Source organism: Streptomyces sp. NPDC048191, from assembly GCF_040652655.1.
Classification (GTDB): Bacteria; Actinomycetota; Actinomycetes; order Streptomycetales; family Streptomycetaceae; genus Streptomyces.
This window is the reverse complement of sequence record NZ_JBEZMO010000035.1, coordinates 20,237-32,210: the sequence shown is the minus strand read 5'-3', so window position 1 is coordinate 32,210 and position 11,974 is coordinate 20,237. Positions and strand designations below refer to the sequence as shown.

Here is an 11,974-nt window from a genome sequence, read left to right as displayed (position 1 = left end):
CCGCGAGCGGGAGGCGTCGGCGACTGCCTCCGTGCGGCGGGAACGCCACCTCGGGTGCGGGAGAACGCTCTGGTCACGAGGTGGTGCGGAGAAGATGCCCGGGCCGGTCGGAAACCTCGGCCAAGGGGCGGATGGAGAGGACGGCGACACGGTGTCCGTACGACGGGACACGCACATGCGCTGATCGCACTATACCCGTGCGCTCGCTTCGGTCAACATGATGCCGTCCGCGTCCATTCCCTCCCTGAGCCACGCCCACCCTTCGCCCGAGCACCAGGAGAAGAACCTGTGGAGACCACTCCCGCCCGGCCCCCGCACCGTCTGGACCCCTCGGGCGGCTGCCCGCACCCCGTCAACGCGCGGCTGCTGGCGGACGGTGCCGTGGCCCCGGTGGAACTGCCCGGCGGGATCGGGGGGATGGCCGTGCTCGGGCACGAGGCGTTGAAGGAGTTCCTGCAGCATCCCGAAGTGGCCAAGGACGCACGCCACTTCACGGACCTGCGGGAGGGGCGGATCCCCGTGGGCTGGCCCCTGCTCACCTTCGCCACCGTGCAGGGCATGACCACCGCCGACGGTGAGGACCACCGGCGGCTGCGGTCCCTGGTCGGTCGCGCCTTCACCCCTCGACGAGTCGAACAACTTCGGCCCCGCGTCGAGCAGTTGACCGCGTCCCTGCTGGACGACCTGGCCCGGGCCGCGGACGCCGGAGCCGGTGTCGCCGATCTGCGGCGGCACTTCGCCCTGCCCCTGCCGATGGGGGTGATCTGCGAACTCCTCGGCGTGGACGCCCGGTTCCGTGACCGGCTGCACCAGCTCAGCAACCGGGTGGTGGCCACCGACATCGAGCCGGCCGAGGCCATCGCCGCCAACCGTGAACTCCTCGCGATCCTCGGCGAGATCGCCGCGGCGAAGGCGGCGGCGCCCGCGGACGACCTCACCAGCGCGCTCATCGCCGCCCGGGACGAGGGTGGCGACCGGCTCGGCGACCAGGAGTTGATCGGTACGCTCCTGCTGATGGTCGTCGCCGGGCACGAGACCACGCTCAACCTCATCACCAACGCCGTCCGTGCCCTGTGCGCCCACCGCGACCAGCTCGATCTGGTGCACGCGGGCGGGGCGAGCTGGGCCGACGTGGTGGAGGAGACCCTGCGCTGGGACGCCCCGGTCAGCTACTTCCCCTTCCGGTACCCGGTGCGCGACCTGGTCGTCGACGGCACGTCCATCCCCGCCGGCACCCCCGTGCTCGCCGGTTACTCCGCCGCCGGCCGCGACCCGGCCGCACACGGCCCGGACGCCGATCGCTTCGACGTCACCCGTCCCGCCCGGCCCGGCGCCGTACGCCATCTCTCGCTCGGCCACGGCGCGCACTACTGTCTCGGCGCGCCGCTCGCCCGCCTGGAGGCCGGCATCGCGCTGGAGCGGCTCTTCACCCGTTTCCCCGGCCTCGAACTCGCCGCTCCGGAAGCCGATCCGGCCCCGCACGCCGGTTTCGTCGGCAACAGCGTGCGCACCCTGCCGGTCCGGCTCGCACCCGCCGCGTCCCGCGGAGCCTGAGCCGCGTACCAGCCCCACGAACACCGTCCGGGACGGTCGCCTTCATCAGTGGCACGGGCGCCTGCCTCGTCAACGGAGCCAACCTCATGGGCGACGGCGACGACAGTGCGACCCTCGGCGTGGCGGGCCGGGGCCGTGCGCCCCGGCTCCTCGCCGTCGACCCGCCCCACGAGATTCCCCGGGCTGCGTCATGCCGGGGAACCGCACCAGACATCCCCAGACCATAACGATCCCGGACGACAAGGGACTTGACCGTCAACCGTGGACTATGTTCAGGACATGTCCACGCCACCGCAGCCCCCGCAGCCGGCCGACCAGCCTGCTCCGCCGCCCCAGCAGCCGACGCAAGCGCCGGCCGTCCCGTCGCAGCCGACGGCCTACCCCTACCCGAACCCGCAGTCCCCGCCGCCGGGCAACTTCTACGCCCAGCCCACGCTGGTCGGCGGCCCCGCCGCCCAGCCCCAGCCGGGGCAACCGGACCAGTTCGGCCGGCCGCAGCCGGTGAACCCCTACGCCCAGGCCCCTCAGTTCGGGCCCGCGGTGCCCGTGCCCCCGTCCGGTGGCGGCGGGGCCGGTAAGGCGGTGCTGTGGGCCGCGGTCGGCGCGGTCGTCGCCTCCGCCGCCTGGGCGGGCGGTGTCCTCCTCGTCGGAGGGAAGAGCGACAGCGCGGACCTGCGCGGCTACGCGGCGCCCTCCAACATGTGCTCCAGCGCCGACTACTCGTCCTTCAAGGACGAGTATCCCGAGGACGACTCCTCACCCACCAAGACCTCGCTCAAGAACGTGGCCCTGGACGAGAGTTACTGCAGCCTGGGCCTGAAGAAGACGGGCTCCTCGTACGCCGACGCGTACCTCTCCATGCAACTGGACCTGCACAAGAAGACCGACCCGGGGCCCGAGTTCACCGCCACGTGGAAGAACTACGGCGACAGCCACACGGGTTACGACGTCTCCCCGGTCAGCGGCATCGGCGACGAGGCCTACCTCGTCAGCCAGGACACCACCACCGGCTCCTCCAGCAGCGGTTCCCGCTACGCCACCCTCGCCGTCCGCGACGGCTGGGTGACGTACACGATGAGCTACAGCGCCTACTTCACCTCGTACGACCAGGACAAGAACCCGCCCGCGCTCGGTGACGTGGGCGCCTGGCTGAAGAAGGACGGCAAGGCCACACTGGGGCAGCTCAAGGACTGACCCGCACGCCCGGCCCAGCGCGCGTCGGTTGGGGGCGCGCTCACGCCGACCGTGCCTCCGCCTCCTTCACGATGTCGTCGAACCGGGCGCCCATGGCCTCGGCGAGGGCGTGCGCGCCGGACAGGGGGCGGACCATGACCATGAGCTCGTCGATCAGACCGTCCTCGTTCACGTGCAGGAAGTCGCAGCCGGTCAGCTCCCGGTCGCCCACCCGGGCCGAGAAGACCAGCGCGGAGTCGGGACCGGCGGGGGCGCCGATCTCGCGGACGTACCGGAAGTCCTCGAAGACCTGGGAGACCGCACGCAGGATCGCCGCGGTGATCGCCTTGCCCGGGTACGGCTTGAAGACGACCGGGCTGGTGAAGACGACGTCCTCGGCCAGCAGCGCCTCCACCGCATCGATGTCGCCGGCCTCGACCGCCGCACGGAACGCCTGCATCGGACTCACCTCGCATAGTCAATTAATTGAATAGGTGCGGATGAGATTAATCAACGACTGCTAACCTGTCCACATGTCGCTCAAGTACGCCGTCCTGGCCGCCCTGCTGGAGGGCGAGGCCTCGGGCTACGAGCTGTCGAAGTCGTTCGACGTCTCCCTCGCGAACTTCTGGCCCGCCACCCCGCAGCAGCTCTACCGCGAGCTGGAGCGCCTCGCGCAGGACGGACTGGTCCAGGCCCGGACGGTGCAGCAGGAGCGGCGACCGAACAAAAGGATGTTCACGCTCACCGAGGCCGGCCGGGCGGAGCTCGGCGCCTTCGCCACCGAGCCGCCGAAGCGGCCCACCGCCGTACGCGACGAGCTCCTCATCAAGATCCAGGCGATGGACGGCGGCGACGCGGAGGTCACCCGCGCGCTGGTCGAGGAGCGCAGGGGATGGGCACGCGGCAAGCTGGACCGCTACCGCCGGGTGCAGGCCCGCCTCCTCGACGGCAGGAGCGAGGACGAGTATCTGCGCACCGCGGACCGCGTCGGCCCGTACCTCACCCTCATGGCCGGGATCGGCTTCGAAGAGGAGATCCTGCGCTGGTGCGACCGGGTCCTCGCGGTCCTGGCGGAGCGGGTGGCCCTAGGCTGAGGAGATGTTCGGTCCCCAGGGTCCCAGCCTGCGCGAACTCGCGGTCCAGGCGCTGTCGTCCGTGGAGCGCGGCTACGACCTGCTCGCCCCGAAGTTCGACCGCACGCCGTTCCGGACGCCCGACGAGGTCCTGGGGTCCGTGGCGAAGGCGCTCGCCCCGCTCGGCCCGTTCGAGGACGGACTGGACCTGTGCTGCGGCACCGGCGCGGGCGTGGAGGTGCTGACCGGGCTGTGCCGGCGGAGCGTGACCGGGGTCGACTTCAGCGCCGGCATGCTGGACGTCGCCCGGCGCCGGGTGCGGCCCGCCGGCGGGCCCGAGGTCGCCTGGGTGCGCGGTGACGCCCGTGCCCTGCCGTTGCGGGCCGCCTTCGACCTCGTGGTGTCCTTCGGGGCGTTCGGTCACTTTCTCCCGCGTGAACTGCCGGGGCTGTTCGCCCAGGTGCACTCCGTCCTGCGCCCGGGCGGCCGGTTCGCGTTCCCGGTGCTCGCCCCGCCCCGTCCGACGCGGGCCGGCTTCTGGATGCTGCTCGGCTTCGACGCGGTGATGCGGGTGCGCAACGCGCTCTGGCGGCCGCCGTTCGTCATGTACTACCGGGCCTTCCGGCTCGGCCGGGTGCTCGGGGAGTTGGAGCGTGCCGGGTTCACCGTCGAGCTGCGGGCCCTGCCCGAGCTCGGACGGCGTGACGACGGCAGCCCACGGGCCCGGCTTGTGGTGGCCCGGCGCGCTCAGCCCGCGGCGGGCAGCGTGAACTCGTAGACCAGGGTGTCCCGTTCGGCGTCGACCAGCAGGTCGGTGATCTCCAGCGGCCGGGCGTACTGGTCGTGCACCTGCCGGGTCACCCGCACCGAGGAGGCGCCGTCGACCTGGGTGATGGAGTCGCGGTGGTGCAGCGACAGGCCGGCCTTGCGCATCCAGTCGTAGGCCCGCCGCAGCTGCGCGGGGGTGGCGCCGTCGGCCCGTCCCCGGTACCGGGCCAGCTCCGCGACCTCCGCCAGCGCCACCGCAGAGAACGATGTCACGGCCGTCCGCAGCGACCGGCCGTCCGGTGTGGCCGACCGGTAGCGGTGGACCAGCGTTGGCCGGTGCGGGGCCAGGTCCAGTGCCCGCGCGTGCTCCGGCGGGGGCGTTTCCCAGGTCACCGTGGCCCGGTCGACCGCGGCCGGGTCCGTCGAGCGGGCGCCCAGCGGGAAGGCCGGCGTCCCGGGGGCCTCGACCGGACGGGCGGGCAGCGTGGCATGGCTGCCCCGCCGGTCGGTGGCGACCAGACCGTTGCGCCGCAGCACCTCCAGCGCCTGCCGGACCGTCTCCCGGCTGACCTGGAAGTGCGTGGCCAAGTGCCGTTCGCCCGGGAGCCGTTCACCCGGCGGAATGGTGCCGTCGCGCAGTTCGTCGAGCAGCAGCGCCGCGATCCGCCCGTACAGGGGCAGGTCGTCGCTCGGTGCGGGTTCGTGCGGGGTGGTGCGGGCCATGCCGCGCCTCCTGTTGTGACAAGACGTAGCCGTGCGGACTCAGTGCGCGACCACAATTAGCATTGGTCTAAACCACGAGGGAAGAGCCGCCTGCCGGTTCGGCCGAAACACACCCGCGCGCCCCGGTCGTCACAGGGCGTCGTACAGGGCGCCGATGAGTGCCATCTTCCGCGGGTCGTCGGCGATGCGCGGTCCCATCCGGTTCATGACGTACCCCAGCGACACGCCGGCCTCCGGGTCGGCGAGCCCGCACGAACCGCCGAACCCGTCATGGCCGAAGGCCCGTGGGTTGGGCCCGTACGAGCCCTGCGGGCCGCTCAGCCACAGGCCGAGCCCCGCCTCGGTCTCCCCCTCGAAGCCCGCGCCCAGCACCAGATCACGGCAGCTGCCCTGGCTCTCGCGCACCCGCTCCGCCGCCTCCGGCGACAGGAACCGCCGCCCGCCGTGTGCGCCCCGTCCGGAGAAGACGCCGTACAGCGCCGCGACGGCGCGGGCCGTGCCGTGTCCGTTCGCCGCGGGGATCTCCGCCGCCCGCCACTCGGGTGTGTTCGCCGCCGCCGCACCCACCACCGGGTTCGTCAGCGCCGCCACCGCGGCGGGCGCCAACTGGCTGAAGATCGCCGCCTGTTCGCTGCCGGACGCGGCACGCGGCTGTACCAGCTCGGCCGCCCGGCCGGCCTCCTTCGCCGACAGCCCGATCGTGAAGTCGGCCCCGAGCGGCCCGATCACCTCCCGCTCCAGGAAGGCGCCCGGCCGCAACCCGGAGATCCGCCGCACGACCTCGCCCACCAGGAAGCCGTACGTCAGCGCGTGGTACCCGGACCGCGTGCCCGGCTCCCACCACGGCTCGGTCGCCGCCAGGCGGGCGGCCGTCAGCTCCCAGTCGTACAGCTCGGCCAGGGAGTGCGGCTCCCGCAGTCCGGACAGCCCGGCGCGGTGCGACAGCAGGTGCCGTACGAGCACCTTCTCCTTGCCGGCCGCCGCGAACTCCGGCCAGTACGTGGCGACGGGCGCGTCGAAGTCGAGCAGCCCCCGGTCGGCGAGCAGGTGCGCGCACAGGGCCACCGGGCCCTTCGTCGTGGACCAGACGTTGACCAGCGTGTCCCGCTCCCACGGTCGGGTGGCGGCGGCGTCCGCCCAGCCGCCCCACAGATCCACCACCGTGGTGCCGTCGACGGTCACCGCTACGGCGGCGCCCAGCTCGCCCCGCTCCCGGAAGTTCTCCTCGAACGCCTCCCGCACCGCGGTGAAACGCGTGTCGCAGTGGCCGTGGACCTGGATCTCGTGCGCGGGCATGGCACCTCCGTCGTCGCCGGACACCCGCGGCCGCGGCGCTGCGGCCCGGGTGCACCGAACGTACCGACTGGTCGGACTGGAGGGAAGTGCCCGCGCGCCCGCCCGCGGGATCAGGCGCGTGAACGTAGCCAGCGCAGCTTCTCCGCCTCGTGGAAGGGGCCGCCGCCCTCGTGGTCGTTGAAGTCGTAGACCTCGATCGCCTTGTCCTCGTGCGCCCACGCGTTGAACGCGGCGAACACGGTCGACGGCGGGCAGGTCTGGTCCTCCAGCGCAGCCGAGAACAGCGCCGGTGCCCGGCCCCGGGCCGCGAAGTGCACCCCGTCGAAGTAGGACAACGTGCGCTGCACCTCCGCCGAGCGCCCGCGGTGGGTCTTGAGGAACAGGCCCACCTCGCGGTAGGGGTGACGGTCCGTCAGGGTCGTGGCGCGCGGAAAGTCGCACAGGAACGGCACGTCCGGGACCACGGCGGCCAGGTCGGGGACCAGGCCGCCGACGGCCAGGCTGATGCCGCCGCCCTGGCTGGCGCCGACCGCCGCGGTCCGCTCCGCGTCGGTCAGCGGGTGCGAGCGGGCCGCCTCGACGGCGCGTACGGCGTCCGTGAACACCCGGCGGTAGTAGTAGTTCTCGGGTGCGTCGATGCCGCGGGTCATGAAGCCGGGGTACGCGGGCGCCGCGCCCACCGGGTCCGGTGTGCCGCCCCCGCCGCCCCAGGCGCTGCCCTGGCCCCGGGTGTCCATCACGAAGTGCGCCCGGCCGGTCGACGCCCACAGCAGGTTCTCGTGCGGCAGTCCGCGCCCGCCGCCGTAGCCGATGAACTCCACGACCAGCGCCAGGGGTTCGGTGGCGCCGGCCGGGAGTCGCAGCCAGCCCTTGACCGGGTGGCCGCCGAAGCCCGCGAACGTCACGTCGTACACCTGGACCGTGGACAGCCCGGTGTCCACGGGCTCGAAGCGGGCGTCCAGCTCGTGCTCGCGTGCCTCCTCGAGGGTCTTGTCCCAGAAGGCGTCGAAGTCCTCGGGCTCGGTGGACTCGCTGCGGTGTGCGCGGAGTTCGTCGAGAGGAAGGTCGAACAGGGCCATCAACAACCGCCTTTGTGAAGGAAACAGCGTCAGCTCACCGTACGTGGGTGATCGGAGGACGGGCCAGGCCCACGACCGCTTCGCGCCATCCTTCCGGGCGCGTTCCTTGCTGGTCACCGGCGAGTAAGCGCTTGCCCCCGGCTGCCCCGCGACGGGCGCTTTCGGCGCAGTGATCGGGTCGCCGTCAGGTCAGTGGCTGGGTCCACCTCGGTCCCGTCCGCGCCCACTCGCGCTCCCACTCGGCCAGCCGGTGGCGCAGCGCGATCCGGCGCTCGACTGCGTGCACGAGGAACACCACCGCCGCCGCACCGCCCGCCGCGCACAGCCCCACGGTCACCGCGTGCTGCAGGACCGCCGCGTCGTCCGGTGGCGGCGCCACACTGTGGCCCCGGGCGTCGAACCACACGGCGACCGTGTCACCGGTGCGGGTCCCCGCCGGCACCCGGGCCCACGCCGTGCGCGTTCCCCTGCCGGGCTCGGCCCAGCGGACCTCGGCGCGGTACGGGTGCTCCCGGTCGCCCTCCATGGCGGTCAACTGCTCGGGCCGGTCGGCGATCACCTTCGCGCGCACCTGGTGGCGCTCGGCCCGCTGAGCGGCCGCGAGGCTCCGGGCCTCGTCATGCGCGTGCAGCCCCGCGGCGACGCCGACCAGCGGCGTGACGAGGAACAGCAGGACGGCGACGACCAGCAGCGTCCAGGCTTCCACGACATCTGCACGGCGCCGCAGCGGATTGCGCCGCCAGCGCCAGCCCCGCACCCCGGTACGCATGTCCACCTCCTCGCACCGTCGGAGCCGCAGAGCCGACGGGCCCGTCCACAAGGCCCGTCACCCCCCGCCGCGCACGCACACGAGCGTCCACACCCGTCTCGTACCCCGTACGGCGCACCTCGCTCACTCCAAGAGCCGCCAGTTCAAGTCCACCTGGAGCACGGAAACCCGCCACGCGCCCCACGCCCACGGGACCACCCGACGTGCGAAGCGGATCCGGCCCGCCGGCCGGCCTGCTGCGAACAGCGCGACCGGCCGGTGTGCGACGGGGCGGATCAGCCGAAGCGTTCGATGCGGATCCGGTCCGTCGGCTGGCCCGCCGAGACCAGGAGCCGGGAGGCGTGTTCGGCGAAGGCGTTGGATCCGCAGATGTAGGCCTCCCATCCAGTGGAAGGCTGCTCGGCCAGGAGGGGCGCCACATGTGCGGCGGCCATACGTCCCACGGGAACCCCCTGTGGGGCGCTGCGGGTGAACACGGGCGTCGTCTCCGTGCCCAGCTCCGACGCGTAGATCAGCTCCTCGGGGCTGCGCGCGGACACCAGCATGCGCAGCGGCACGGTGAGGCCGCGCCTGCGGTGGTGCCGCACCATCGACATCAGCGGGACGATCCCGGAGCCCGCGCCGATCAGCAGCGCGGGCCGGTCGCCCGGCCACGCGAAGAAACCGCTCAGCGGCCCGCGCACCTCCAGCGTGTCCCCGGGGCGGGCGACGGTGTGGAACCAGCCGGAGACCTCGCCGTCCGGCACATGGTCCAGGGTCAGCTCGATGTGCCCGGAGTCGTCCGGCGCCGAGGCGATCGAGTAGTGGCGCTGGGCCACATAACCGTCCGGAGCGGTCAGCCGGAGCATCAGGTGCTGGCCCGGCAGATGCCCCGCCCAGCGCGGCACCGCCAGCCGGAAGGTGGCCGCGTGCGGCGTCTCGCGCCGGATCTCCGTCAGCGTGGCGGTCTGCCACAGGGCGGCCACCTCGCCGTTCACCGCGATGCGCCCGGGCACCGCGAACCGTGGCGCGGCCGCACCCGAGCCGGAGGCCCGGGCGACCGGCTCCGTCGCCGCCGTGCCGGTCGTCGTCACCGTCTCAGTCACCGGAGTACCGCTGCTCCTCCCAGGGGTTGCCGCGCTCGTGATAGCCGTTGCCCTCCCAGAAGCCCGGCTCGTCGTGGTCGAGGAGCGTGAGACCCGCGATCCACTTGGCGCTCTTCCAGAAGTACAGGTGCGGCACGAGGAGCCGCGCCGGGCCGCCGTGCTCGGACGGCAGTGGCTCGCCGCCGTACTCCCAGGCGATCCAGGCCTTCCCGCCGGTGAGGTCGGCGAGCGGCAGGTTGGTGGTGTAGCCCGTGTGCGAGCGTGCGACCGCATGGGTGGCGGACCCGCGGGGCCGCACCACGTCGAAGAACGCGTCCAGGGAGACACCACCGAAACGCACGCCGAACTTCGACCAGCCGGTCACGCAGTGGATGTCGCCGTCGTACGCCGACACCGGCAGGGCGTGCGCGGCGTCCCAGTCCCAGGTGTACGGCCGTGCCACCAGACCGTCGATGCGGAAGGACCAGTCGGCCGGTACGAGGTCGGGGGTGACCTCGGCGGACAGGACGGGCCAGTCCTCGCCCGCGTCGTACTGCCCGGGCGGCAACCCCGGGTTGTGGACGCGCGGGCGGCCCGTGAAGCCTCGCGTAACGTTCATGCTTCAACCGTACGTGGTCGTCGCGGGTGCTTCCGTCCCTGGTCACCGCCGGATGATTGCGGCCGGATGAACTCTTTCGGGCCAGGGGAATAGCTCCGCGGCGCTTCTCCTTTGCGCTCCATGCCGGCACCGGTACACCGGTGACAGCGCGAGAGAAGTGGGGAAGTGCATGCCCAAGGCGTATGTGTACACGCGGCACGGCGGACCGGAGGCCGAGGCGCTGATCGACCTGGACCGCCCGAGGCCGGGCCCCGGCGAGCTCCTGGTCGCGGTCCGCGCGGCGGGGGTCAACCCCGTCGACTGGAAGCTGCGCCAGGGTTTCCGGCGTCCCGGTGAGGGCGAGCCCGCCTTCCCCGTGGTCTTCGGCAGCGAAGCGGCCGGTGTCGTCGAGGAGGCCGGGCCGGGGGTCACCGGCTTCGCCGTCGGTGACGAGGTGTTCGGCGGCACCGCCGGCGGCGGATACGCCGAGTACGTCCTGCTGACCGCCGACGTGACCGCCCACAAGCCCGCCGCGGTCTCCTTCCGTGACGCCGCCACCCTTCCGGTAGCCGCTGCCACCGCCTACGACGGCGTCCGCCAGCTCGGCCTGCCCGGCGGGTCGACGCTGCTGGTGACGGGCGCCGGGGGCGGTGTCGGCAGCGCGGCCGTGCAGATCGCCCGCGCCTTCGGGCTGCGGGTCGTGGGCGTGGCGAGCGAGGGCAAGAAGGACTTCGTGGAGTCGCTGGGCGCCGTGCACGTGGCCTCCGGACCCGAACTGGCCCAGCGGGTGCGGGCCGCCGCGCCGGACGGGATCGACGGGGTGTACGACCTGGTGGGCGGCCCGGTGCTCGCCGAGGCCGCCGAACCGCTGAAGGACCGGAGCAAGCTGGTCACCGCCGGCTCGCCGCCGGCGGCCGCCGCCGCCCTCGGCGGCGCCGCGGTCCAGCGCGCCCGCACCGGAGCCGTTCTGCAGGCGGTCGCCGACCTCGTCGTACGCGGCGCCCTGAAGCCGCACGTCACCCGCGCCTTCCCGCTGGCGGAGGCCGGCCAGGCGCTGCGCGCCGTCGAGGCGGGCCACACCCTCGGCAAGATCGTGATCGAGGTGGCCGCGTGAGCCTCATAGCCGGTACGGGCGTCGGCGACCGGAATCCCGCGGACGCCCCGCACGTCCTCGACCACCCCGCCCGCGCCGCGCTGACCGGCCCGCACGCCCATTTCGCGGAGCGGCGCGGCCGGGTGCTGCGCTACCCCGTAGACGTCTCCCCGTGGCTGGCGCTGCCCGACGAACCGGAGGAGCGGGACTGGGCTGACCTGGCCGCGCTGGCCGGGCCCGGCACGGAGGTCCCGCTGCTCGGCCACCGCGGCGAGGTGCCGGAGGACTGGGAGATCACCTTCCGGGTCGACGGAGTGCAGCTCGTGGACGACGGACTCGCCGCCGCGCCGGACGCGGAGGCCGTCCGCCTCGGCCCGGCGGACGTGCCCGAGATGCTCGATCTCGTGGCCCGTACCCAACCGGGCCCCTTCCTGCCGCGGACCATCGAACTCGGCACCTACCTCGGCATCCGGCGCGACGGCGCCCTGATCGCCATGGCGGGGGAGCGGCTGCACCCGCCGGGCTGGACCGAGATCAGCGCGGTCTGCACCGACCCCGCCTTCCGCGGCGAGGGCCTCGCCACCCGGTTGATCCTCGCGGTCGCGCACGGCATCCGCGAGCGCGGCGAGACGCCGTTCCTGCACACCGGCGCCCAGAACACGGGCGCGATCCGGCTCTACGAGTCCCTGGGCTTCCGGCTGCGCCGCCGCACGGCGTTCCTCGCGGCCCGTGCCCCGCAGTTGTCGGCGGACGACCGCGCGGCCGTGCCGGTCGCCTGACC

General features: G+C 73.4%; 13 protein-coding genes. 6 read left to right on the top strand and 7 right to left on the bottom strand.

All coding sequences use genetic code 11. The features are described from left to right. Positions 1-288 precede the first annotated feature (288 nt). Together AB0D93_RS35795 and AB0D93_RS35790 are read left to right on the top strand one after the other, a co-directional pair. Positions 289-1,554, top strand: a complete 1,266-nt coding sequence (locus tag AB0D93_RS35795) for a cytochrome P450 (protein ID WP_362128955.1) — start codon at positions 289-291, stop codon at positions 1,552-1,554. Positions 1,555-1,833: 279 nt separating this feature from the next. Continuing rightward, positions 1,834-2,748: a hypothetical protein gene (locus tag AB0D93_RS35790; protein ID WP_362128952.1), complete on the top strand. Its 915-nt coding sequence runs from the start codon at positions 1,834-1,836 to the stop codon at positions 2,746-2,748. A gap of 40 nt (positions 2,749-2,788) precedes the next feature. On the opposite strand, the gene AB0D93_RS35785 is transcribed toward AB0D93_RS35790, so the two are convergent. Further along, the gene (locus tag AB0D93_RS35785) at positions 2,789-3,187 is read right to left on the bottom strand and encodes a nuclear transport factor 2 family protein (RefSeq protein ID WP_362128949.1); all 399 of its coding nucleotides are present in this window, start codon (positions 3,185-3,187) and stop codon (positions 2,789-2,791) included. A 73-nt stretch (positions 3,188-3,260) separates the two neighbouring features. Here AB0D93_RS35785 and AB0D93_RS35780 point away from each other — a divergent pair, with 73 nt between their 5' ends. Together AB0D93_RS35780 and AB0D93_RS35775 are read left to right on the top strand one after the other, a co-directional pair. Further along, positions 3,261-3,824: a PadR family transcriptional regulator gene (locus tag AB0D93_RS35780; RefSeq protein ID WP_362128946.1), complete on the top strand. Its 564-nt coding sequence runs from the start codon at positions 3,261-3,263 to the stop codon at positions 3,822-3,824. A 4-nt stretch (positions 3,825-3,828) separates the two neighbouring features. Further along, a complete protein-coding gene (locus tag AB0D93_RS35775; protein ID WP_362128943.1) occupies positions 3,829-4,581 on the top strand; it encodes a class I SAM-dependent methyltransferase in 753 nt (250 codons plus the stop codon). On the opposite strand, the gene AB0D93_RS35770 is transcribed toward AB0D93_RS35775, so the two are convergent. From AB0D93_RS35770 to AB0D93_RS35745, 6 genes are all read right to left on the bottom strand, one after another. Then, positions 4,551-5,294 carry a GntR family transcriptional regulator gene (locus AB0D93_RS35770; RefSeq protein ID WP_362128940.1) on the bottom strand — a complete coding sequence of 248 codons (744 nt, stop codon included), beginning with the start codon at positions 5,292-5,294 and terminating at the stop codon, positions 4,551-4,553. The two genes, AB0D93_RS35775 and AB0D93_RS35770, sit on opposite strands and share 31 nt — an antisense overlap. A 129-nt stretch (positions 5,295-5,423) precedes the next feature. Beyond that, complete coding sequence (locus AB0D93_RS35765; protein WP_362128937.1) at positions 5,424-6,590, bottom strand: serine hydrolase domain-containing protein; 1,167 nt, start codon at positions 6,588-6,590, stop codon at positions 5,424-5,426. 110 nt (positions 6,591-6,700) lie between these two features. Next, on the bottom strand, positions 6,701-7,669 hold the full coding sequence (locus AB0D93_RS35760; RefSeq protein WP_362128934.1) for an acetylxylan esterase: 969 nt from the start codon (positions 7,667-7,669) through the stop codon (positions 6,701-6,703). Between the two features lie 184 nt (positions 7,670-7,853). After that, positions 7,854-8,438, bottom strand: a complete 585-nt coding sequence (locus tag AB0D93_RS35755) for a DUF3592 domain-containing protein (protein WP_362128930.1) — start codon at positions 8,436-8,438, stop codon at positions 7,854-7,856. 275 nt (positions 8,439-8,713) lie between these two features. Next, positions 8,714-9,433, bottom strand: coding sequence for a ferredoxin reductase (locus tag AB0D93_RS35750; protein WP_362129074.1), 720 nt, complete (start codon positions 9,431-9,433; stop codon positions 8,714-8,716). 82 nt (positions 9,434-9,515) lie between these two features. Then, entirely contained in the window at positions 9,516-10,121 is a 606-nt protein-coding gene (locus tag AB0D93_RS35745) for a sulfite oxidase-like oxidoreductase (protein WP_362128927.1), read from the bottom strand. A gap of 169 nt (positions 10,122-10,290) precedes the next feature. Here AB0D93_RS35745 and AB0D93_RS35740 point away from each other — a divergent pair, with 169 nt between their 5' ends. Beyond that, a complete protein-coding gene (locus tag AB0D93_RS35740) occupies positions 10,291-11,214 on the top strand; it encodes an NADP-dependent oxidoreductase (protein WP_362128924.1) in 924 nt (307 codons plus the stop codon). Next, positions 11,211-11,972, top strand: coding sequence for a GNAT family N-acetyltransferase (locus tag AB0D93_RS35735; RefSeq protein WP_362128921.1), 762 nt, complete (start codon positions 11,211-11,213; stop codon positions 11,970-11,972). The genes AB0D93_RS35740 and AB0D93_RS35735 overlap by 4 nt, the downstream gene beginning before the upstream one ends. Positions 11,973-11,974: the final 2 nt, after the last annotated feature.